21 protein-coding genes and 1 other annotated feature are annotated in these 21,921 nt (G+C 33.3%); of the genes, 3 read left to right on the top strand and 18 right to left on the bottom strand.

The genetic code is table 11. The annotated features are described in order from the left end of the window. The first annotated feature begins 75 nt into the window (after positions 1-75). From nadE to HSACCH_RS03390, 3 genes are all read left to right on the top strand, one after another. Entirely contained in the window at positions 76-858 is a 783-nt protein-coding gene (gene nadE / locus HSACCH_RS03400) for an NAD(+) synthase (RefSeq protein WP_005487849.1), read from the top strand. A 110-nt stretch (positions 859-968) separates the two neighbouring features. Continuing rightward, a complete protein-coding gene (locus HSACCH_RS03395) occupies positions 969-2,309 on the top strand; it encodes an ammonium transporter (protein WP_005487847.1) in 1,341 nt (446 codons plus the stop codon). Positions 2,310-2,323: 14 nt separating this feature from the next. Then, positions 2,324-2,662, top strand: a complete 339-nt coding sequence (locus tag HSACCH_RS03390; protein WP_005487846.1) for a P-II family nitrogen regulator — start codon at positions 2,324-2,326, stop codon at positions 2,660-2,662. A gap of 156 nt (positions 2,663-2,818) precedes the next feature. Here the strand turns inward: HSACCH_RS03390 and HSACCH_RS03385 are convergent, their stop codons facing one another. From HSACCH_RS03385 to HSACCH_RS03300, 18 genes are all read right to left on the bottom strand, one after another. Continuing rightward, positions 2,819-4,732, bottom strand: coding sequence for a sensor domain-containing diguanylate cyclase/phosphohydrolase (locus HSACCH_RS03385; protein ID WP_005487845.1), 1,914 nt, complete (start codon positions 4,730-4,732; stop codon positions 2,819-2,821). 40 nt (positions 4,733-4,772) lie between these two features. Next, entirely contained in the window at positions 4,773-6,710 is a 1,938-nt protein-coding gene (gene abc-f / locus HSACCH_RS03380; protein WP_005487844.1) for a ribosomal protection-like ABC-F family protein, read from the bottom strand. A gap of 67 nt (positions 6,711-6,777) precedes the next feature. Then, entirely contained in the window at positions 6,778-7,650 is an 873-nt protein-coding gene (locus HSACCH_RS03375) for a DegV family protein (protein ID WP_005487843.1), read from the bottom strand. Between the two features lie 44 nt (positions 7,651-7,694). After that, complete coding sequence (gene yhbY, locus HSACCH_RS03370; protein WP_005487842.1) at positions 7,695-7,982, bottom strand: ribosome assembly RNA-binding protein YhbY; 288 nt, start codon at positions 7,980-7,982, stop codon at positions 7,695-7,697. An 18-nt stretch (positions 7,983-8,000) separates the two neighbouring features. Continuing rightward, positions 8,001-9,272, bottom strand: a complete 1,272-nt coding sequence (gene obgE, locus HSACCH_RS03365; protein WP_005487841.1) for a GTPase ObgE — start codon at positions 9,270-9,272, stop codon at positions 8,001-8,003. A 79-nt stretch (positions 9,273-9,351) separates the two neighbouring features. Further along, the gene (gene rpmA, locus HSACCH_RS03360) at positions 9,352-9,630 is read right to left on the bottom strand and encodes a 50S ribosomal protein L27 (protein ID WP_005487840.1); all 279 of its coding nucleotides are present in this window, start codon (positions 9,628-9,630) and stop codon (positions 9,352-9,354) included. 97 nt (positions 9,631-9,727) lie between these two features. Next, on the bottom strand, positions 9,728-10,039 hold the full coding sequence (gene rplU / locus HSACCH_RS03355; protein ID WP_005487839.1) for a 50S ribosomal protein L21: 312 nt from the start codon (positions 10,037-10,039) through the stop codon (positions 9,728-9,730). Between the two features lie 14 nt (positions 10,040-10,053). Continuing rightward, positions 10,054-10,133, bottom strand: a sequence feature (ribosomal protein L21 leader region). 133 nt (positions 10,134-10,266) lie between these two features. Next, entirely contained in the window at positions 10,267-11,949 is a 1,683-nt protein-coding gene (locus tag HSACCH_RS03350) for an Rne/Rng family ribonuclease (protein WP_005487838.1), read from the bottom strand. 5 nt (positions 11,950-11,954) lie between these two features. Then, positions 11,955-12,656 (bottom strand): TIGR03936 family radical SAM-associated protein, encoded by a 702-nt coding sequence (locus tag HSACCH_RS03345; RefSeq protein ID WP_005487837.1) that lies wholly within the window; start codon positions 12,654-12,656, stop codon positions 11,955-11,957. Then, a complete protein-coding gene (locus HSACCH_RS03340) occupies positions 12,640-14,517 on the bottom strand; it encodes a TIGR03960 family B12-binding radical SAM protein (RefSeq protein ID WP_005487836.1) in 1,878 nt (625 codons plus the stop codon). Before HSACCH_RS03340 ends, HSACCH_RS03345 begins: the two co-directional genes overlap by 17 nt. 14 nt (positions 14,518-14,531) lie before the next feature. Further along, positions 14,532-15,671, bottom strand: coding sequence for a rod shape-determining protein RodA (gene rodA, locus HSACCH_RS03335; protein WP_005487834.1), 1,140 nt, complete (start codon positions 15,669-15,671; stop codon positions 14,532-14,534). A gap of 15 nt (positions 15,672-15,686) precedes the next feature. Further along, complete coding sequence (minE, locus tag HSACCH_RS03330; protein WP_040476938.1) at positions 15,687-15,944, bottom strand: cell division topological specificity factor MinE; 258 nt, start codon at positions 15,942-15,944, stop codon at positions 15,687-15,689. Positions 15,945-15,968: 24 nt separating this feature from the next. Then, positions 15,969-16,763 carry a septum site-determining protein MinD gene (gene minD / locus HSACCH_RS03325; RefSeq protein ID WP_005487832.1) on the bottom strand — a complete coding sequence of 265 codons (795 nt, stop codon included), beginning with the start codon at positions 16,761-16,763 and terminating at the stop codon, positions 15,969-15,971. A 24-nt stretch (positions 16,764-16,787) separates the two neighbouring features. Then, complete coding sequence (gene minC, locus HSACCH_RS03320) at positions 16,788-17,393, bottom strand: septum site-determining protein MinC (RefSeq protein ID WP_005487831.1); 606 nt, start codon at positions 17,391-17,393, stop codon at positions 16,788-16,790. Positions 17,394-17,525: 132 nt separating this feature from the next. After that, positions 17,526-19,409: a penicillin-binding protein 2 gene (mrdA, locus tag HSACCH_RS03315; protein WP_005487830.1), complete on the bottom strand. Its 1,884-nt coding sequence runs from the start codon at positions 19,407-19,409 to the stop codon at positions 17,526-17,528. Beyond that, positions 19,396-19,893 carry a rod shape-determining protein MreD gene (gene mreD, locus HSACCH_RS03310; protein ID WP_005487828.1) on the bottom strand — a complete coding sequence of 166 codons (498 nt, stop codon included), beginning with the start codon at positions 19,891-19,893 and terminating at the stop codon, positions 19,396-19,398. Before mreD ends, mrdA begins: the two co-directional genes overlap by 14 nt. A 30-nt stretch (positions 19,894-19,923) precedes the next feature. Continuing rightward, positions 19,924-20,859: a rod shape-determining protein MreC gene (mreC, locus tag HSACCH_RS03305; protein WP_005487826.1), complete on the bottom strand. Its 936-nt coding sequence runs from the start codon at positions 20,857-20,859 to the stop codon at positions 19,924-19,926. A 12-nt stretch (positions 20,860-20,871) separates the two neighbouring features. Then, the gene (locus HSACCH_RS03300; protein ID WP_005487824.1) at positions 20,872-21,912 is read right to left on the bottom strand and encodes a rod shape-determining protein; all 1,041 of its coding nucleotides are present in this window, start codon (positions 21,910-21,912) and stop codon (positions 20,872-20,874) included. Between the last annotated feature and the right edge of the window lie 9 nt (positions 21,913-21,921).

Raw genomic sequence — 21,921 nt, 5'->3', positions numbered from 1 at the left:
GATTTGTAAAATTAATTTAAGATAATAATTTAGATATTTTATAATTTAGATATCTTATAAGATGAGGTGCTAAAAATGTTAGATAGAAATTATAAGAAAATAGAAAAAGATTTAATTGCTTGGATAAGAAAAAAAGTTAATGATGCCGGCTGCAAGGGAGCAGTTATTGGGTTATCGGGAGGTATTGATTCTTCTGTTACCTCTCTCCTCTGCCAAAAAGCTTTTCCGGAAAACACTTTAGGAATTATTATGCCCTGTTTAAGTAATCCCGAAGATAAAGTTGATGCGATTAAACACGCAGAGAAATTTGGAATTAACTACAAAGAAATTGATTTAAGTGATCTTTATCAAAAATTTATGCAGACAATTGATAGCAGTGATCCAGAAATTAATTTAGAAGAGGTGATAAATAATAAAAATTTAGCTGCTGCTGAAGATAAGATTAAACTTGCTCTTGCCAACATGAAGCCTCGATTGAGAATGACTCTACTTTATTATTATGCAAATTTAAATAATTATCTGGTAGTTGGAACTGATAATCGTAGTGAATTGAAATTAGGTTACTTTACTAAATATGGAGATGGGGGCATAGACATTGCTCCTCTTGGTAACTTAGTTAAACTTGAAGTTAGAGGTTTGGCCAGAGAAATGAAAATTGATCAAAAAATTATAACTAAAAAACCCTCGGCAGGTCTCTGGAATGGACAAAATGATCAGGATGAAATCGGATTAAGTTATAGAGAAATTGACTACTACATTGTAGACGGAAAAGCTGATGCTGAAACTGCAGCCAAAATAGAGAAAATAGCTGCCAGCAACCAACACAAATTAGAACTTCCAGCAATTCCTAATTTTTAATTGAATTACTGTATACAGTTATATAAACTACAAAATCCTTGCTTTTTATGTTAGCTATATATATAATTTAGCCATAGTTAACATATACCTAACACAAGGAGGAAATTATTATGAGTATTAGAGTAATGAGTAGTGAATTTTCGAAAGTAATTTTTATGACTTTATTATTGGTAATTTTATTTAGTGGAATGGCTTTTGCTCAGCAAGATCAGGCTGCAGCTAATGCAGTTGCAATTGATACAGTTTGGACTTTAATTGCAGCTTTTCTGGTTTTCTTTATGCAGGCAGGCTTTGCAATGGTTGAGGCTGGTTTTACCAGAGCTAAAAATGCAGGTAACATTATTATGAAAAACATGATGGATTTTGCTTCAGGTTCTTTAGTTTTCTGGGCTGTTGGTTTTGCTTTCATGTTTGGTTCCGGTAACAGCTTTATAGGAACTACAGGTTATTTTCTGCAGGATTCATTTGCAAATTTAGGCCTTGATATTCCTATAGCAGCATTTTTTATCTTCCAAACTGTTTTCGCGGCAACAGCAGCTACTATAGTTTCAGGTGCAATGGCTGAAAGAACAAATTTCTCTGGTTATTTAGCTTACAGTGTTGTGATTACTGCATTTATCTATCCTGTTGTAGGACACTGGATCTGGGGTGGTGGCTGGTTAGCTGAAATGGGTATTATAGACTTTGCTGGATCAACTGTTGTCCACTCTGTTGGAGGCTGGGCTGCCTTAGCTGGGGCAATTGTTTTAGGACCTAGAATTGGTAAATATAATGAAGATGGCAGTGCTAATGCTCTCCCAGGCCACAATTTATTGATGGCAGCTCTTGGTGTATTTATTCTTTGGTTTGGCTGGTTTGGGTTTAACCCTGGTTCTACTGTAGCTGGTACAGATTTATCTATTGCTTCTATTGCGGTAACAACTAACCTGGCTGCTGCAGCTGGTGCAGTTATGGCTATGATTGTTAGCTGGATTAAATATGGAAAAGCAGATGTAAGCATGACTTTAAATGGTGCTCTAGCAGGCTTAGTTGGTATTACAGCAGGTACAGCCAATGTTGGAAATCTTTCAGCTGTAATTATCGGTGCAATTGCAGGTATGATAGTTATTTATTCTGTTGAATTTTTTGATAGATTACAAATTGATGATCCTGTTGGTGCAGTCTCTGTCCATGGAGTTTGTGGAGCTTTTGGAACTCTAGCGGTTGGAATTTTTGCCACAGATGGAGGTCTTTTATTTGGTGGTGGAATCAGTCTGTTTATTACTCAATTAATTGGAGTGGTAACTGTTTTCTTCTGGGCGTTTGGACTTGGTTTTGTACTCTTTAAAGCTATCGATGCTTTAATAGGACTCAGAGTAACCGAAGAAGATGAAATTGAAGGTCTCGATTACTCAGAACACGGTGCGGAATCTTATCCTGATTTTATGGTAAATATTAAAGCTAAAAATTAAAGGAGGAAACTCATATGAAAAGAATTGAAGCGATTATCAGACCTGAAAAAACTGATAAATTAATCGACCGACTCGAGTCAATTGGAATTAGTGGTTTAAATATCACAGAGATTAAGGGTTATGGTTCTCAAAAAGGCCATTCAGAAACTTATAGAGGTGTAACTTATAGAATCAGACTTAGAAAGAAAATAAAAGTTGAAATTATTGTTGAATATACTGAAGTTGATAAAATTGTTGAAGCAATTAAAGAGGCGGTTCAAACTGGTGAAGTTGGAGATGGAAAAATATTTGTCTCTGATATTGAAAATGTAATTAGAATTAGAACCGGTGAAGAAGGAACTGTTGCTCTTTAATCAAATTTAATAATATTATTAAACTATCATATAAATAATAATATTATAATATAAGAAATCCCTGCCAAGTTACATCCTTCTCTCGGCAGGGATTTTTCTTTTTAAAATTATTAAAAATTTAAGTATAATATTTTTAAGTATAACATTCTAATAAAACTAAGCAGACATTAAATCAACAAATAGCTCAACTAACTCAGGATCAAATTGAGTTCCAGCATGTTTTTTAATTTCTTTTAAGGCTTCTGCTTTAGAAACCGCTTTTTTATAAACCTGTTTAGTTGTCATTACATCATAAGCATCTACAATTGCAATTATTCTGGCTAACAGTGGTATTTCTTCTTCTTTTAAGCCCCTGGGATAACCACTGCCATCCCATTTTTCATGATGTGATAAAACTTCTTCTGAAATATGAGAAAACTCCTCTGTTGCATTTAAAATACGATGGCCAACAGCAGGATGAGTTTTAATTTCTTTCCATTCAGTTTCGGTTAACTTTTCTTTTTTATTTAAAATATTTTCCGAAACTACAGTTTTGCCTATATCATGCAGCTTAGCAACCAAAGTCAACTTATTAATTTCATTCTGGCTTAATTTAAGTTTTTTAGCTAATTTTTTAGCTAAATCTGCCATCCGATTTGAATGGCTTGAGGTTTCTTGACTTTTTTCACTTAAAGTTTTTAAAAGTGTATTTAAAATGTTACTTTTAATACTTCTACTTTCAGTTAGCTTGTTTTTGTACATTCTAGATTCAGCTTCATCTAAAATTTCTAAAATATCTTCAAATTTATTTTCTTTAACTTCATAGCCTAAAGCAGCTGATAAAGGTAATTTGCTTCCATCTTCAAATTCTAAATATTGATTAGCAATTTTTTTGTTAATTCTTTTAACAATTTTTTTTACTGTTTTACAATCTGAACCAGGTAATATTATAACAAATTCGTCACCACCCCAGCGCGCAATTAAATCATCATCCCTGCAGCTGGAACTTAATATATCTGCCATTTTCTTTAAAAGTTTATCACCTTCAGCATGACCATATGTATCATTAACTAATTTTAGACCATTCAAATCAGCCATAATTATTGCAACTGGTAACTTAGCAGATCTATTTAGTTTTTGAATTTTCTTTTCCAGATAAGAACGATTATATAAATCAGTTAAACTATCATGATAACTCGCATATTTAATTTTTTCTTCACTTTTTATTTTATCAGTAACATCTGTCTGAATAGAGATAATACCAGCCTCATTATTAGGCAGGTTTATTTTTCTTTCCTGTAAGCGAATATATCTTCTTTCACCGCTGCTGTTATTGTATGGCAGCTCATGTATTAAAACTTCTCCAGCTAAAATTTTATCTATATTTTCTCTTGCAATTTCATTTTGTTCTGCTGGTACTAATATCTCAAAAACTGAAGAATCTAAAAGCTGTTTTCTAGAATAGCCCGTTATATTAACCATTTCTTTATTAACTTTTAAAATCTTACCCTCTTTATTTTCAATCATTACCCCAACCGGTAAAATATCAATTAATTCTAAATAATATTGACGCAGGTTATTATTTAAATGATTCTGATACATTGTTTCCAAATTATTTTCTATTAAATCTCTTATAAATTCAATCTGTTTTTTTAATGAATCACTAAAATATCTTTCTTGATTGTCATGAATACAAATTGTACCATAAATTTTACCATTAGGCCATAAAATTGGATAACCTAAATAAGAAATTAATCCATTATCCATATAAATAGAATTTTCCCATTTTTTTATTGAAGCTGCATTATTAACTTCTAATTTCTTTTTGTCCTTAATAACGTCTTCACAATAAAGCCCTTCAACTTTAAATTGATCTCCTTCAGAAAATAAATTTTCCGAATTAGAACTACCCTTAGTTACTTTTAAATAAGGTGCTTGATAATTGTTAATTAGGGCATCTTGAACCTCAGAAAATTCAACAAACATATCTAATATATGCTGCCATTGATTTAAAGTAGCATCAGTTATTTTTATATTATTAACATCAATTTCTATTTGATCTAAAATATCATTCATTTCATTACCTTTCATTTTTTAGACCGTTACTATTACAACAGACTGCTCAATTAGATTAAATTAAAGTTTCCCATTCCTGATATAATTTTTCTAACTTATTATTTTTCGATTCGTATTCCTCTTTTAATTGCTGCAGTACTTCAAAGTTATCAATATTTTTTTCAGCTGTCATCTCATTTTCTAAATAATTTAATTTTTTTTCTAATTTTTCTATATCAGATTCAATTTCTTCTAATCTTTTTTGTCGTTTCATTTCACGACTACGGGCTTCTTTTTGAGCCTCATAATCCAACTTGCCTTCGTTTTTTTCTTCTTTTTTTTCTTTATCCAGCTGCTTAGAAATTTCATTTTTCTTTTTTTCTTTATAATAACTATAATCTCCAAAGTATTTATTTAGTTCCTGATTGTCTAATTCGTAAATATAATCAATTACCTTATCTAAAAAATAACGATCATGAGATACAATTAAAACAGTGCCTGGATAATCTTTTAGAGCATCTTCGAGTACCTCACGCGAAGCTAGATCAAGATGGTTTGTTGGCTCATCAAGAATTAAAAAATTGTAATTTCCACTCATCAACTGCAGCAGTCTTAATCTACTTTTTTCTCCACCACTTAATTGATGAACTTTTTTAAAAACATCTTCCCCAGTAAATAAAAATGAAGCCAACATATCTCTCGCTTTAGAGTTAGTTACAGCGGTTTCCCTCTGCAGAGCAGTAATTAAATCATCTTCAGGTTTAAAACCCTCAAATTCTTGACGATAATAGGCAGGGTAAATATTTGTACCAATCTTAACTTTTCCCTGATCAGCAGTTATTTCTCCCATGATAATTCTTAAAATGGTTGATTTTCCTGTACCATTATCACCTATAATTGCCGCTTTATCTCTTCGATGGAGTTCAAAATTTATTTCTGCAAAAAGAGTTAAATCTTCAAAACTCTTGCTTAAATTTTCTACAAATAAAACATCATCGCCACCTCTAATATCAGCATCAAGATCTAATTTCATCTTTTTACCTTTAAGGCGTGGCTTTTCAAGCCGATCAATTCTTTCCAGCCTTTTCTCCATTGCCTTGGCCCTTTTAAACATTTTTTCACTATCCCGGGAACGACCCCAGATATAAAGCTGTTCTATTGCATCTTCAAGTTCTTTAATTTTTTTCTGCTGATTTTTATATTCCCTCAGCCTCTGTTCATATCTTCTTTTTCTCTCTTTTTGATAGTAGCTGTAATTACCGCTATAATCCTCATTTTTTCCATTTTTTATTTCTACTATTCTTTCAATCGTGTTATCTAAGAAATATCTATCATGAGAAATAATTAAGAGACTACCCTGATAAGAATTAAGATAATTTTCAAGCCACTCTACTGATTTCAAATCAAGATGGTTTGTAGGCTCATCTAAAAGAAGTAAATCCGGCTCAATTAATAGCAATTTAGCAAGTCCAACTCTTGTTTTTTCCCCACCACTTAGCTGGTCTAAAGTTTTTTCGTGTATTTCCTCTTCGTCAAAGCCCATACCAGCAGCAACCTGACGAATTTTACTTTGGTACTCATAGCCTACTCCTTTTTCGAATTGCCTCTGCAGCAGACTATATTCCCGCATAGTTGCTTCTAAATTATCAGAATGAATTTCAGATTCATCTACTCTTTCTCCATGGTGAGCTATTTTTTCTTCAAGCCTCTGCATTTCTTTAATTTGTTTTTTTACATCTGCAAAAACTTTTTCTAATTCCTGATAAATTGTTAATTTGGCTTTAAAGTCAGGTAACTGATCTAAATATCCTACTTCAATATCATTTCTAATTGAAACTGTACCTTCAGAAAAATGTTCCTGGTCAGTGATAATTCTAAAAATCGTGGTTTTGCCCGAACCATTCGGCCCAATTAAAGCCACTGACTCTCCCTGATTTACATTTAAAGAAAAATCCTTAAGTACAGTCTCAATTCCATATTCTTTTTTTAGATTATTAATATTTAAAATAGCCATATAAAATCACACATTTCTTTTATCTTTATAATTTAATAATATAAATTAGTCTAATTAAAAATAATAACTAATATACTTCTGGCTTGGCAGTTTTTTCACTATTTTGAAAAACCAAAGCCAGCGTCCCAGGTCCGGCATGAGAACCAACTGCTGCTCCAATTTCACTGATAAAAATTTCTTGGGGCTTAAATCTAGCTTCAATTTCTTTACTTAACTTCAAGGCGTATTCTTCATTTTCTGAATAAGTTATAGCTATAATTTGCGATTCCGGTTTATCTGCTTTTTTTTCTAATTCTTCTAATAAATAAGAGATCATTCTTTTTTTACCTCTTATTTTATCATATGGTAAAATCTCACCATCTTGAATATGAAGAATGGGTTTAATATTTAAAACATTAGCCATCACAGCTTTGGTTTTAGAAATCCGACCTCCACGCTTAAGCATTTCAATATCACCAACCGCAAAGATGTGTTCTAATTTAGATGCAGCTGCCAATAAATCCTGCACAACAGCTTCGACTGACTTTCCAGCCTGCAGCCACTTTGCTGCTTGATATACTAAAAGCCCCTGACCAACTGAAGCAGCTTTAGTATCAATTATAGTAATTTTATCGCTATCCATTTCTCTTTTTGCCATAACTGCTGATTCTAAAATACCGCTCAATTTTGAAGAGAAAGCAATTACTAAAACATGGTCATGTTCTGCTAAAGCTTTTTTGTAAGTGTCTTTAAATTTTTCAGGAGTTATTCTTGAAGTTTTTGGAACTTCATCTCCCTGATTAATTAAGCGATAAAAATCTTTAGGCTGTAAATCATGACGATCATAATAGACTTGATTATTAATATTTACTTTTATATTTAAAAATTCTATATCATAGCTGTCCACAATCTCTTTTGGTAAATCAGAACAACTATCTGTTATTATTTTAACTTTTGACATAATAAATCCTCCCTGTGAAACTCTCCCCCGGGTTTAATATTTACTTAAAGTTTAAAATTTGAATCCTCGTCACGCTGACGGAACAAGACAGCAATACCACCAATTACTTGGACAACATTGGCTCCAGTTGCTGTAGCTAGTTCTTCCGCAGCAGAACGAGTTGTTCTACCTGTGCTCTCTAAAATTCTTACTTTTAAAAGCTCATGATCTTCTAAAGCTTTATCTAGCTGCTCAATTACAGATTCGTTAATTCCTTCTTTACCAACATGAACTATTGGATCTAAAGAATTAGCTTCTCCTCTAAGATAACTTCTATTTTTACCTGTTAACATTAATAACACCTTCTTTTTTTATTCTACATAATCAAACTCTAAAGGACCAATTACAACTGTGTCCCCTTCTTTAACTCCCTCTGAATTCATCATTTCATTTAGACCATGATGTTTTAAAACTCTCATTAATCTCTGTACAGCCGCATCATTATTAAAATCAGTTTTTTCTAAATAAGAATCTAATAAAGTTCCTCTAATCTCGAACTTATCTTTGTTTAGCTTTTTAATATAGAGTTCATCCACAAAATCTGGCTTAATTACTACCTCTTCTTCTTTTTCTATTTCTCTTTCCGGCAGTTCCTGCAGCCGCTGACCTAAATGATAAATTAAAGGTTTACAACCTTCACCAGTCACTGCAGAAATAGGAAAAACACTATATCCGCGATCATTCAATTCTGATTTAACTGTTTCTATATTCTGTCTACCTTCTTCTAAGTCAATTTTATTTAAAGCAACAACCTGCTCTAAAGAAGCAAGATAGTCATTATATTTATTTAGTTCATTATTAATAGTTTCAAAATCTGCTAAAGGGTCTCTACCTTCAATACCCGAAACATCAATAACATGTACTAGGAGTCTGGTTCTTTCCAGATGCTTTAAAAATTCGTCACCTAAACCTGTTCCCTGGTGAGCTCCTTCTATTATACCAGGAATATCTGCCATTACAAAAGATTGATATTCTCCATATTTAACTACACCTAAATTAGGATGTAAAGTTGTGAAATGATAAGAATCAATTTTTGGTTTGGCATGTGAAACCTGAGAGATTAAAGTTGATTTACCAACATTCGGATAACCAACTAGACCCACATCCGCTAGAACTTTTAATTCAAGTCTAACTTTTCTCAATTTACCTTTGGCTCCATTTTCAGAAAAACGAGGTGCTTTACGAGTAGATTTTTTAAATCTAGCGTTACCTCTACCCCCTTTACCACCTTCGGCAATAACATACTGGTCTCCAGCTTCTTTTAAATCTGCTAAAAACTGATCAGTGTCTGCATCATAAACCATTGTTCCTGGTGGTACATCTAAATAAAGATCTTCACCATTTTTCCCGTGCATTTTTTTACCCTGACCATTTTGGCCGCGATCAGCTTTATAGATATTATTATAGCGATAATCAGCTAAAGTATTCATTCCTTCATCTACTTTTAGAATAATACTGCCTCCATCACCGCCATCTCCTCCATCAGGACCACCCTGATCAATAAATTTTTCACGGCGAAAACTGACAATTCCATTACCACCATCACCAGCTTTAACTTTAAATTCCACTTCATCTATAAACATATTTTTCACCTCCAGTTTGCTAAAAAATAATTAAAAAACCCTCAGCACCTAAAGCACTGAGGGATATTATACAATAATATTAGTTAGCAATAGCTGCTACCTGATCTTCTGTATACACACTGATTTGACGATTCTTTCTACCTTTTCTTTCAAATTTAACATAACCGTCAACCTTGGAGAATAAAGTATCATCATTTCCACGGCCAACATTTAAACCTGGCTTAAACTTAGTACCTCTCTGACGTACTAAAATACTACCAGCTGATACAAATTCACCGTCGAATTCCTTAACACCTAGCCGATTCGATTCACTATCACGACCATTCCGGGAACTACCAACACCCTTCTTCTGGGACATTTAACTCCACCCCCTTAGAAAATAAATTTTTAAAATATTTAAAAGTTAATATTAGCTTTAAAGCCAATATTACTGCTTATTTACATAATATATAAAATTAAGCATTAATGTCTTCGATTAAAACTCTAGTGTAAGGCTGTCTATGACCAGTTTTCTTGCGATATCTAATCTTTGGTTTATACTTAAAAACGACAATCTTTTTATTTTTACCTTGATCGATTACCTTTCCCTTTACAGAAGCTCCTTCAATCATTGGAGAACCTGCTTTTAAACCATCATCATCAGATACAGCTAAAATCTGATCAAATTCTACATTTTCGCCTTCCTCAGCAGAAAGCTTTTCAATTTTAATTATTTGACCTTCTTCAACGCGGTACTGTTTACCGCCAGTTTTAATAATAGCGTACATTATATGTTACACCTCCCTTACCTCAGACTCGCCGGATGAGGCACTCTTTATTACAAGAGATTTGTCAGCCTATACCGTGCGGTTTTGGCACCTTCAAAATGAAGGCTGGATAAATAACTCCAGATATAAATTCTAGCATAAATCAGCTCCATAGTCAAGGGAATGGCTGAAATGAGTTAGCTTTTATTATCTGCGGTATTTAAAAAGATTTCAAATTTTTATAGTCATTATGCTAGGTGAGCTCTAGCGTAAGTTCGATGCATATCATCAATTATAATCTCAACTTCATTATCAACCATATTCCCGGCACCGTTAACAATGATAATATAACCATCAATTCGTGCTATACCCGCTTCTTCGTTACTGGCATGCTGATCTTCAATTTTAACTTTAATTCTATCACCTGCATCTAATTCTAAAATCTCAGGTTGTAAATCTTCTTTAGTTCCTTTTTCAATTATCATGTCTTCATATTTTAATTCAGCATTTCCACTGATAAAAATATCAATGCCAAACTTATCTTCAAGCTCCTGCAGTTTTTCCCCTCCAGCACCAATTAAAACTGCTGCTACTTCTGGATGCAGTTCTAAAGATACGGCTGGATATTTTTTTCTGCTGGTAATCTCATCAATTTTACGAATTACCTTCATCGCTACTGTCGATTCTGATAAAACTTTACCAGTTCCTCCACAAACAGGACAATCCTTCTGCATTAGTGAACCAAAACCTTCTCTAACCTTTTTACGAGTCATCTCCAGCAGGCCAAGCTGAGTAAAACCTAAAATAGAGGTTTTTGTTCTATCTTTTGCCAGCTCATTTGCTAAAAGATCAGTTACTGACTGCTGATCAGATTGATTGTTCATATCTATAAAATCAATAATAATGATTCCACCGATATCTCTTAATTTTATCTGACGGGCTATTTCGGCAACAGCTTCTTTATTTGTTTTAACTATGGTATCCTGTAGGTTCTTTTTACCGGTAAATTTACCTGTATTAATATCAATTGAGACTAATGCTTCAGTCTGATCAATAACCAGATAGCCACCTGATTTCAGCCATACCTTACGCTGCAGCAAACTTTCTATTTCTTTTTCAATATTATATGCTGCTAAAATAGGTACATTACGCTGATAAAGCGCAATTCTATTTTTTAAATCTGGTGCAAAAACTGAAGTTAAGTCTATTAAACGCTGATAGTCTTTTTGATCATCTACTACTACTCGATCAATATTTTCATCTAAATAATCTCTAATTAAATTTTTGAGTAAATCTTCTTCTTGATATAAAATATCTATATCATTTTTTTTGAAAAAGTCATTACGAATTCTTTTCCAGGTTCCTGATAAAAAGTTATAATCATTCTGTAATTTTGTATAACTTTCATCACGAGCGTTAGTTCTAATAATCAGCCCTTCACTACCACTTTTTAAATCCTGACCAATAGATTTTAAGCGTCCACGCTCACCATCATCATTGATTCTGCGAGAAATACCAATTTTATTATCAGATGGTATATAAACAAAGAATCTTCCTGGAATAGAAATCTTACAGGTAACTTTTGCCCCTTTAGACCCCATTGGTTCTTTAACTACCTGAACCATCAACCATTGTCCAGGCTGTAATACATGCTTAACATTTAATTCTTTTTTGCTCAACTTCTTTTTCTGCTCATTATTTAAAATTGGATATAAATCATTTAAGTGAATAAAAGCATTGCGTGAGATTCCAATATCAACAAAAGCTGCCTGCATACCTGGCAGCACATCCTGTACTCTCCCTCGATAAACATTCCCAGCTATTTTTTGATAGGTATCTCTTTCAAAAAAGAGATCTTCTAAAGAATTATTATTTAATAAAGCCGCTCTTCTTTCTCTGTATTCCGAATTAATAATTATTTGTCTGCTCATCTATTTCAACTCCCGATGAATTTTTCTGCATAGGGAGGCTTGAATTCTTCTCCATCTCTAACAAAAACTCCCTCTCTAATAACTTGTAGCGGTGAAAAGTCCTTAATTTCTGGATACTTTTCTCTTAAAGCCCTGTTAAGTTCCTCAGGTCTCACATTACCTCTACTCCCTGTTACAACTGCAAATTTCCAATTGTTTTTATCTACTATTTCTGCAGAAAATATTCTTTTCTTTAAATCTATTTTTCTGTCCGATTTCTTTCGTCTATGTCTTATTATCATAATTTCTTCCTGTCCCATAAATTCTTTTAACATTGCCTCTGCTTCTTCTAAACTTTTTTCGGCAGCGTAATCAAAATTAATTGTATAAATTGCTGTATCTAAAAGTGATGACAGTGATCTTATATCATCTGGTACTGCAGCTGCTTTTAAAAATCTTAAATCTTTAGGTGAGGCAGTATTTAAAGCCTCAATTAATTTTTCGGGCTCCATTTCTTCCTCTAATTCTAGATCAAAATATTCTCCCTTACTAATTAGACCAACAGCAAGCGGAGGACCAATTGCAAGATTTATCCTTGGATTATATCCCTGAGAAAAAGCTGCGGGCAGTTCTGCCCTTCTAATTATCCTCCTCAGTGTTTTAATGACCTCTAAATGAGAAATATACATTAAATCTTCTAATTTAGCAAATTTAATTCTGTAATTCATTGCTTCTACCACCTACTAACTCTAAATCAACTTCAAAATTTCCACAAACTCCGCAACCATGACAGTCAGCAAATCTGCAGTCATCAATCAATACTTCATTATGTGCATTTTTATATTCATTGATTAAAAAAGATTTAGAAATACCAATATCTAATTTTTCCCAGGAGAAAATTTCTGCTTCTCCTCTTTCTCTTAAATAATCTTCAGGTTGAATATTATTTTCTCTAAAAGCCTCTCCCCAAATTCTTGGTTCAAAACACTCATGCCAGCCTTCAAAACGACTTCCCTTTTCCCAAGCTGAAGCAATAACCTTTGATAATCTTCTATCGCCTCTGGCAAGTACCCCTTCCAAACGCGAAAGTTCTGGATCATTCCAGCTAAAAGAAAAACTGCGGCCCTTAATGTTAGCTCTTAAATAGTCATGTTTTTTGATGATTGTTTCAATATCATCCATTTTATGCCACTGAAAAGGTGTAAAAACTTTGGGAACAAAGGTGGAGGCGCTGACTGAAACTTCAATCCTACGCATTCTTTCCTTTGTGTTACGGCGAACTTCCTGACCAATGTCTTTTATCTTTTGAGCCATTTCTGCAATTCCCTTTACATCCTCCATAGTTTCAGTTGGTAGACCAATCATGAAATATAGTTTTATCTTGGACCAACCATTTTCAAAAGCGGAGCGTGCTGCACTGTAAATATCATCTTCACTAATGTTTTTATTGATCACATCTCTTAAGCGCTGAGTTCCTGCTTCTGGAGCAAAAGTCAATCCAGTTTTTCTAACTTTATTAACTTCTTCTGCCAGCTCCACAGAAAACTTATCGACTCGAAGTGAAGATAAAGATACACTTATCATCTGATCGCTAAATCTCTCAGTCATTGCCTGTACCAATTTTTTGGCCTCGGTATAATCTACTGTACTTAAAGAAGTTAAAGAAATTTCATCATAGCCAGTTGATTTTAAAGCTTTTTCAGCCAGATCCATCAAACGCTCAACACTGCGTTCTCTAACCGGTCTGTAGGCCATTCCAGCTGCACAAAATCTACAGCTTCTGGTACAACCTCGAGAAATCTCTAATACTACTCGCTCATGAACTGTATCTCGATAAGGAACAATAAAATCAGTTGGATAAAAAGCCTGATCTAAATTTTGAACCACCTGCTTTTTCACTCTTTCTTTTTCGCCTTCAGCAGAATTTAAGGCTAAAATTTCTCCACTGTCTCCATATTCTTCACTAAATAAAGAAGGAACATAAACACCATCCATTTTGTTTAACTTACTTAAAATTTCAGTCTTAGCTAAACCTTCAGCCTTCAAGCTCTTATATTCATTCAAAAGTTCAATAATAAAAGATTCTGCTTCCCCAATAAAAAATAAATCTATAAAGTCTGCTATTGGTTCAGAATTAAAAACTGTTGAACCCCCAGCAATAATTAGCGGATCATCCTCTTCTCTTTCAGAAGCATAAATAGAAAGCCCACTCAAATCAAGCATATTTAAAATATTAGTGTAACTCATCTCATATTGCAGAGTAAAACCTAAGATATCAAAATCTTTAATTTCATGGTAAGATTCTAAAGTATAAAGCGGTATCTGCTCCTCTTTCATTAAATTTTCCATATCCTGCCAGGGAGCATAAACTCTTTCTGCCAGCATATTATCTTCTCGGTTAATTAAATGATATAAAATTTTAAGCCCTAAATGAGACATCCCAATCTCATAAACATCAGGAAAGGCCAGGGCCACTTTTAATCTATCCTGATTCCAGTCCTTATTTATTGTATTCCATTCATTACCAGTATATCTTTCCGGACTGGATATTTTATATAAATTTTCTATAATTTTATTCTTAAATTGCAAAAAATCACCTCATGTTAAAACATCAATTTGTTTTTCCTTAAATTTATATTAATTGCTATTGCCACTGCAGTTAAAGAGGTTAACATAAAAGTTCCTCCATAACTAATAAAGGGAAGTGGAATACCTGTTATTGGCATAATTCCCATTGTCATTCCGATATTCTCCAGCACATGAAATAGAAACATTGCTATGATTCCTATCATAACTAAATAACCATATCTATCCCTTGCATTTTCGGCAATGCTTAAAAACTGCCAGAGTAAAAATAAAAATAATAAAATTACAACTGCTGCTCCAATAAATCCAAATTCTTCGCCAATTACTGAAAAAATAAAATCTGTATGTTTTTCAGGTAAAAAATTAAGCTGATTTTGTGTCCCAGCAAAAAGGCCCTTCCCAAAGGTTTTACCCGAACCAAGGGCAATAATAGATTGGATAATATTGTAGCCGCTGCCGTGGGGATCAATATTAGGATTAATAAAAACTATTAATCGATTAAGCTGATATTCTTTTAAAAAAGGAAGTGGTGTATTAAAAAATACATGGGCTGTAATTAATGACACAACAAATAAAAACCCACCTCCAAAGACTGAAGCCATATATTTGAAATTACCTCCGCCTGCAAAAAGCATCATTAAATATATAAAAAACAGGACTAAGGCTGTACCTAAGTCATTTTGCAGTATTACTAGAGTAAATGGTATAAAAGCTACCAGAGAAGGTAAAAACATCCCTTTTAAATAGCCCATATCATCAGAATTATTATCAATCACTGCCGCTAAAACTAAAATCAGCATTATTTTTGATAATTCTGAAGTCTGCAGATTAAATCGCCCGATACTAATCCAGTGTGCTCCCCCAGAAACGCCGCTACCTAAAAATAGGGTAGCAGTTAAAATCAACAACATTGTGATATAAATCAAGACCGCATATTCTTTAAAAATTTTATAATCAAAGGCCTGCAAAATAAATATTATTAGCAGCCCCAGCCCAACTGAGACTGCCTGTTTTTGTAAAAATCTTAATGCGCCGCTATCTACCTGATTAATTTCTACAGCAGAACTAATACTAATAAAACCAATAATAATTAATAGTATTACAGCAAAGGGCACATTAAAATTTAAATAATGCAGGAATTTCTTATTCCAGTTCATAATGGCGCAACCCCTCTATTTTGAACCTTTAAGGGGGAAATTCGCAACTAAGGCTGTCATATCATCTTCACGTTTAACATCCATTTCAATATTCTGAGAATCTACATCTATATATTTACTTAAAACACCTATTAATTCGTCACGCATTGCATCCATTTCATCTGGAGTTAATTTTACTCTGTCCTGAACAAGTACAAATTGTAATCTTTCTTTTGCAACACTTTTACTCTTCTTATCTTTATCATCACTTTTTAAACCGAGCCACTTTAATATATCGATTTTACTCCCCCCCTTGTATTAAGATAAACCAACTAATTTTTTAAATCTAGTTATAAAACCATCTTTTTCTAATTTCATCATCGGCAGATCTTCACCCATAATTCTACGAGCGATATTTCTATATGCCTGACCTGCTTTAGCCTTATCGTTTAAAGCAATAGGTTCACCTTTATTTGTAGAAACTACAATACCCTCATCTTCAGGTACTATACCTATTAGATCAATAGCAAGTATTTCTATCATATCATCAATACCCATCATATCTCCACGGTCAACCATATCTGCTCTTATTCTATTGATAATAACTTCTGGATCTCTTAAACCTTCAGCTTCTAATAAACCAATGATTCTGTCAGCATCACGAACAGCAGAAATTTCTGGTGTAGTAACAATAATTGCCTGATCAGCTCCGGCAATTGCATTTTTAAATCCCTGCTCAATTCCAGCTGGTGAATCAACAACCACAAAATCCATATCTTCTTTTAGTTGATCAATTAGTTCTTTCATCTGAAAAGGTGTTACAGAAGTTTTGTCCCTTGTTTGAGCTGCTGGCAAAAGATATAAGCCATCATAACGCTTATCTCTAATCATCGCCTGCTCAAGTCTGCAGTTATTTTCAACTACATCAACTATGTCATAAACTATTCTATTTTCTAAACCCATCACTACATCCAAATTTCTGAGCCCAATATCAGCATCAATTAAGCACACTTTATTACCCTGCATTGCCAGGGCAGTTCCAATATTAGCTGAGGAAGTAGTTTTACCTACGCCACCTTTACCTGAAGTAATAACAATTGTCTTGCCTGCCAAATTTCATCCCCCCTGAATTTATAACTAAATTTTCTCTACAATAATTTGATCATTCTCGATAAATGCTCTTTCAGCCTGCAGCTTTGAACTATCACTATCATCAGGTGATCTGGCAATTAAGGATGCAATCCTTAATTGAGTTGGATTAAGCTTTAAAGCAGCAACCTGAGCCTCTTTACTACCACCGGCACCTGCATGAACAACACCTCTCAGCCTTCCAAAAACTATTATATCTCCTCCAGCAATTACTTCTGCACCTGGATTTACATCACCAACTATTACAACATTTGCCTGATGCTTTACTCTTTGACCAGATCTTAAAGTCCGATTAATGATTACTGCTTCCGAACTATTTTCAGAACTTTTTTCTTCTTTTTCGATTTTTCTGGCTGTAAAATAGATCTTGTTGACTCTATTATATTTTTTTACTATTTGCATCAGTTCTTCTAGCTGTTCATACGTCAATTCAAGTCCGCTTAAATTTAAATATAAATTAACACCTGTAAAAAAATCAGAAGCTTCAGCAGCATGAAGGTTGACAGCTTTTTTTATGCTCCCAAAAGTACTGCCATCACGAAAATTCATAACTATACCATCTGAAACTGCCTGAAAAGAAAACACAGAAGCCATAAAATCTCTCCTCATTTAAACACTTTTTAATATATTCTTTAATAAATTTAAAATTCCTGCCTTTAGTGATCAAAATACTTTATTAATTTACTTAAGATTATTTTAAATTATTAATTTAAGTAGATTATCGTATTATTCCGAATTTTCGCTGCTGTAATAATATATTTTATCTCTATTATTATGATAATTTTTAAATCCAAAATAATATTCCATTATTTCTCTAGCTATAGGAACTGAATAAGCACTTGATCCTCCATTTTCTATAAAAACAACAACAGCAATTTGTGGGTCTTCATAAGGTGCAAAGCCTCCAAACCAGCCGTGATTGGCGCCTCCAGTCTGGGCAGTTCCTGTTTTACCAGCTGTTGTAATTGGAAAACCTTTAAAATGTCTGGATGCAGTACCATAACTTTTATTTGTAACATCGTGCATCCCCTGTTTTAAAGCTGAAAAAACTCTGTTATCAATTTCATCTCTGAGGTCAATACGAATCTCTGGCTCAAATTTTTTAATAATTTCTCCATCTGTTCCTCTAATCGTTTTTACAAGCTGTGGTTTATAAGAAACTCCATCCGCAGCTACTGTAGAGATTAAAGATGCAATTTGAACAGGTGTTGTCAAAAGACTTCCCTGACCGATTGATAAATTTACTGAATCACCTGGATACCAGCCTTGATTTAAAACACTTCTTTTCCAACTATCATCAGGTACTAAACCACTTTTTTCTGATGGTAAATCAATATTTGTTTTGCTGCCTAAGCCATATTTATGGGCATATTCTGCCAGCTTTTCGCCTTTATAATCCTTATATAATTCATAACCTAGTTCGTAAAAAACAACATTATTGGAACGCGCTATAGCTTTAACAAAATCTAATTTACCCTCACCAACCGGATTCCAGTTTCTAAAAGGTCGAGACCAGTTAGGAATATAAAAGGTACCATCAGAATCATAAAAACTTGTATTTGCTCTAACCCCTAATTCCTTCATAGCTGCAGTACCTGTAACTAATTTAAAAATAGAACCGGGAGGAACTGCTGTCATTGTATATCGGTTAATCATTGGTCTTAGGGGATCATTGATTAGTTCTTGATAGTCACTATTACTAATCCCTTTGGCAAACAAATTCAAATTGTAATCTGGAAGACTAATCGCGGAAATTATTCCACCTGTATCTATATCCATAACCACAGCAGAAATTCCTGTGGGGGTTGGTCTATCTTCATCATCTAATGATAATGTTCTTAATTCATTATAGTTTTCTTCAACTAATTTTTCTACAGCTGACTGCAGTGTGAAATTAATATTTAAAACTAAGTCATTCCCAGGTTCCGGATTTTTAACTCCGATAGTTTTAATTTTTTCACCGCGGCTGTTAACCTCAATCTGCTCAGCCCCACGTTTTCCATTTAAATAAAATTCATACTGTTTTTCAAGTCCACCCTTACCAACAAAATCGCCCCCACGGTAATTATAGCCTTTATCATTAAATGAAATTAATTCTTTTTTGTTAATTTCACCAATATATCCGGTAGTGTGAACTAATTTTTTAGGATAAATATAATCTCTCATAGAAGATTCTTTAACTAATAAGCCCGGTAAAATATCTTTGTTTTCTGCTATAATAACCATATCTTCTTTATTTAAATGTCGAGCTAAAAGAATAGGCTCAACAGCTGTATCAACTTCTGAATTATTATAATTAAGTAATAAACGTGATTCAGCTAAGCTGCTGATATTCGAAAGCTCATTTAAAATTTCTTTAACAGAGCTAGCCGGTGGTATCTCATTTTGCATCAAATATAAATTATAGCTTAATCTATTTGAAACAATAATTTCTCCACGTTGATCATAAATTCTGCCTCTAGGTGCATTAATTGGCCTGACTGAAATTCTATTACCCTCTGATAATTCATAATAATAATCTCCACGTACCAGCTGCAGATAAGCGGCTCTCGAAAGTAAAATAACAAAAATCAGAATTATCACTAATTTTATAATTTTATGTCTGTCCACTTAGATCACGCCTTCCCCAGAAAAAATAAATTAAATAAACAAAGAAGGTGATCAGGGCATTAAGTGCTGCCATAGGCAAAATTATTTCTTTGATTAAAGTTAAATAATTTGCTGCAAATAGATAATTTTCTTTGAGCATTAAATATACAAGTTCGTGAACTATTGTTGCTAAAAATACAGCAAGAGGCGGAATTAATAGGTTTTCTGGAAAAAATCGCCCTGATAATAAAGCTGCTAAAAAGGCGACAGCTGTTTTTACAGGAGTAAAAAGTCCTATAAAAGATGTTATAAAAACATCCTGAAGCAGACCACCGACTGCTCCATAAATCATTGCATCTTTAGCTCCATAAATGACTGCCCTAATAACTACATAAATTAATATAAAATCCGGTATTAAATTTAAAGCTGGAAAAAACATAGCTATTGTCAGCTGAAAAATTAACAGAAAAATTAAAACTGAAATATTGAGTAGATATTTTTTCAATTTAAACTCTCCATCATAAATATTTTTTCTCTAAATATTTTCACTCTCTGCGTTTCCATCATTATTTTCACTTTCCTCATTATCATTAATTTCAGCTTCATTTTCTACTTCAGTATTTTTAATATTATTTTTATGATTAAAGTTTTTAATAACCATTACTTCTTCTAAAGTTATCTGGTGTATCAATAGATTTATATCTGCTTTTTGTGAAAGACCATAATTATCTGTTTCAACTTTTGCAACCTCTCCAATTTTCAATCCTGCTGGGAAGTTATTGGATAAACCAGATGTTAGTATTATATCACCTGATTCGATATCAGCATCCCAGGCTATACTATCCATTATATTGGGCTGATCTGCTCTACCACTTCCTTTAACTAATCCAATTTCTCTAGAATCAGTTCTGGCAATAATCCCGCCCACAACAAAATCGTGATCAGTAATTAATCTGACCTGAGCTGAGCTGACACCTGTATTTTCTATTCTTCCAACTAAATATCCCTGATAACTAATAACAGGCATCCTTTTTTCTAAACCATCTTTACTACCTCGATTAATTGTAATTGTTTTTTCCCAGATAGAGGGAGAATTTGCTATTACTTCAGCTCCAATCATTTGATAATCAACTTTTTCTTTAAAATCAAGCAGTTTTCTAAGTCTTTCATTTTCTCTATTAATATTTTCTAAAAATAGTATTTGCCTTTCTAAGATACTATTTTTCTGTCTTAAATCTTTAATTTCTTGGTTAACTTCATCAATAGAAAATAAGGTGTTAAAGAAATTCTGTATACTCTCAACAAATTGATGAACTAAATTTAAAACAGGAGTAATAATATTATAAATAAGATCACTCAACCAATTAAAAACCGGTAGATCTACTCCGGTGAAATAGAGAAAAGCAAAAAATAAAATAATTAAAACTATTAAGGCTGCTGCAATTAATGTATCACTGTTAATATTAAACAACAGTTATCCCCCCTATGAAAGTTTCTTAGGAGTGATTAATATCTTTTTTAAAGAATCAATTTCTTCTAAAGCCATTCCAGTTCCTTTAGCTACACAGTCTAAAGGTTCGTCAGCAATATGCACCGGCATTTGAGTTTGGTCTATTAATAATTTATCTAAGCCCTGCAGTAATGCTCCACCACCGGTTAAAATAATTCCTCTATCCATAACATCAGATGCTAATTCAGGCGGTGTTTTTTCTAGAGTCATTTTAACGGCATCAATAATATTAACAACCGGTTCTTCTAGAGCTTTTTGGATTTCTGCTCCATTAATTTCTATAGTTTTTGGAAGGCCACTCACAAGATCACGACCTCTAATTTCTTTTACGCCTTCAGGATTATCAGTATAGGCAGCACCAATATCTATTTTAATTTCTTCAGCTGTTCTTTCACCAATCATTAAATTATATTTTCTTTTTACATACTGCACAATAGCAACATCCATGTCATCACCACCAATTCTAATTGAGCGGCTGGTTACAATTCCCCCTAAAGAGATAACTGCAACTTCTGTAGTACCACCACCGATATCCACAATCATATTACCAGTTGGCTCATGGACAGGTAAACCAGCACCAATGGCCGCGGCCATGGGCTCTTCTATCAGATATGCCTCCCTGGCTCCCGCGTGAACAGCTGCATCGATAACAGCTCTTTTTTCAACTTCTGTTACCCCAGAAGGTACGCAAATTATTATTCGTGGTCTAACCATCCTGCTTCTTTTATGGGCCTTTGTTATAAAATAACGGAGCATTGATTCTGTAACATCAAAGTCAGCAATAACTCCATCCTTCATTGGTCTTACAGCAACAATATTTCCAGGTGTTCTACCAATCATTCTTTTTGCTTCATCACCAACAGCAAGTACTTCCTGTTTATCTTTTTTCAAAGCAACAACTGAGGGTTCTCTAATTAAGATCCCCTTACCTTTGATATAAACTAATGTATTTGCCGTCCCAAGATCAACACCCATGTCCCTTGAGAATGGTGCACTTAAAAATTTAAAAACCATTTACTTAAA

Source organism: Halanaerobium saccharolyticum subsp. saccharolyticum DSM 6643, from assembly GCF_000350165.1.
GTDB lineage: Bacteria > Bacillota > Halanaerobiia > Halanaerobiales > Halanaerobiaceae > Halanaerobium > Halanaerobium saccharolyticum.
The sequence above is the reverse complement of the archived record's forward strand: the minus strand, read 5'-3'. Positions and strand labels throughout refer to the sequence as shown.

Coding starts and splice junctions, on each gene's coding strand:
- nadE (WP_005487849.1), top strand. CDS start 76: ATGTTAGATAGAAATTATAAGAAAATAGAAAAAGATTTAATTGCTTGG.
- HSACCH_RS03395 (WP_005487847.1), top strand. CDS start 969: ATGAGTATTAGAGTAATGAGTAGTGAATTTTCGAAAGTAATTTTTATG.
- HSACCH_RS03390 (WP_005487846.1), top strand. CDS start 2,324: ATGAAAAGAATTGAAGCGATTATCAGACCTGAAAAAACTGATAAATTA.
- HSACCH_RS03385 (WP_005487845.1), bottom strand. CDS start 4,732: ATGAAAGGTAATGAAATGAATGATATTTTAGATCAAATAGAAATTGAT.
- abc-f (WP_005487844.1), bottom strand. CDS start 6,710: ATGGCTATTTTAAATATTAATAATCTAAAAAAAGAATATGGAATTGAG.
- HSACCH_RS03375 (WP_005487843.1), bottom strand. CDS start 7,650: ATGTCAAAAGTTAAAATAATAACAGATAGTTGTTCTGATTTACCAAAA.
- yhbY (WP_005487842.1), bottom strand. CDS start 7,982: ATGTTAACAGGTAAAAATAGAAGTTATCTTAGAGGAGAAGCTAATTCT.
- obgE (WP_005487841.1), bottom strand. CDS start 9,272: ATGTTTATAGATGAAGTGGAATTTAAAGTTAAAGCTGGTGATGGTGGT.
- rpmA (WP_005487840.1), bottom strand. CDS start 9,630: ATGTCCCAGAAGAAGGGTGTTGGTAGTTCCCGGAATGGTCGTGATAGT.
- rplU (WP_005487839.1), bottom strand. CDS start 10,039: ATGTACGCTATTATTAAAACTGGCGGTAAACAGTACCGCGTTGAAGAA.
- HSACCH_RS03350 (WP_005487838.1), bottom strand. CDS start 11,949: ATGAGCAGACAAATAATTATTAATTCGGAATACAGAGAAAGAAGAGCG.
- HSACCH_RS03345 (WP_005487837.1), bottom strand. CDS start 12,656: ATGAATTACAGAATTAAATTTGCTAAATTAGAAGATTTAATGTATATT.
- rodA (WP_005487834.1), bottom strand. CDS start 15,671: ATGAACTGGAATAAGAAATTCCTGCATTATTTAAATTTTAATGTGCCC.
- minC (WP_005487831.1), bottom strand. CDS start 17,393: ATGGCTTCTGTGTTTTCTTTTCAGGCAGTTTCAGATGGTATAGTTATG.
- HSACCH_RS03300 (WP_005487824.1), bottom strand. CDS start 21,912: ATGGTTTTTAAATTTTTAAGTGCACCATTCTCAAGGGACATGGGTGTT.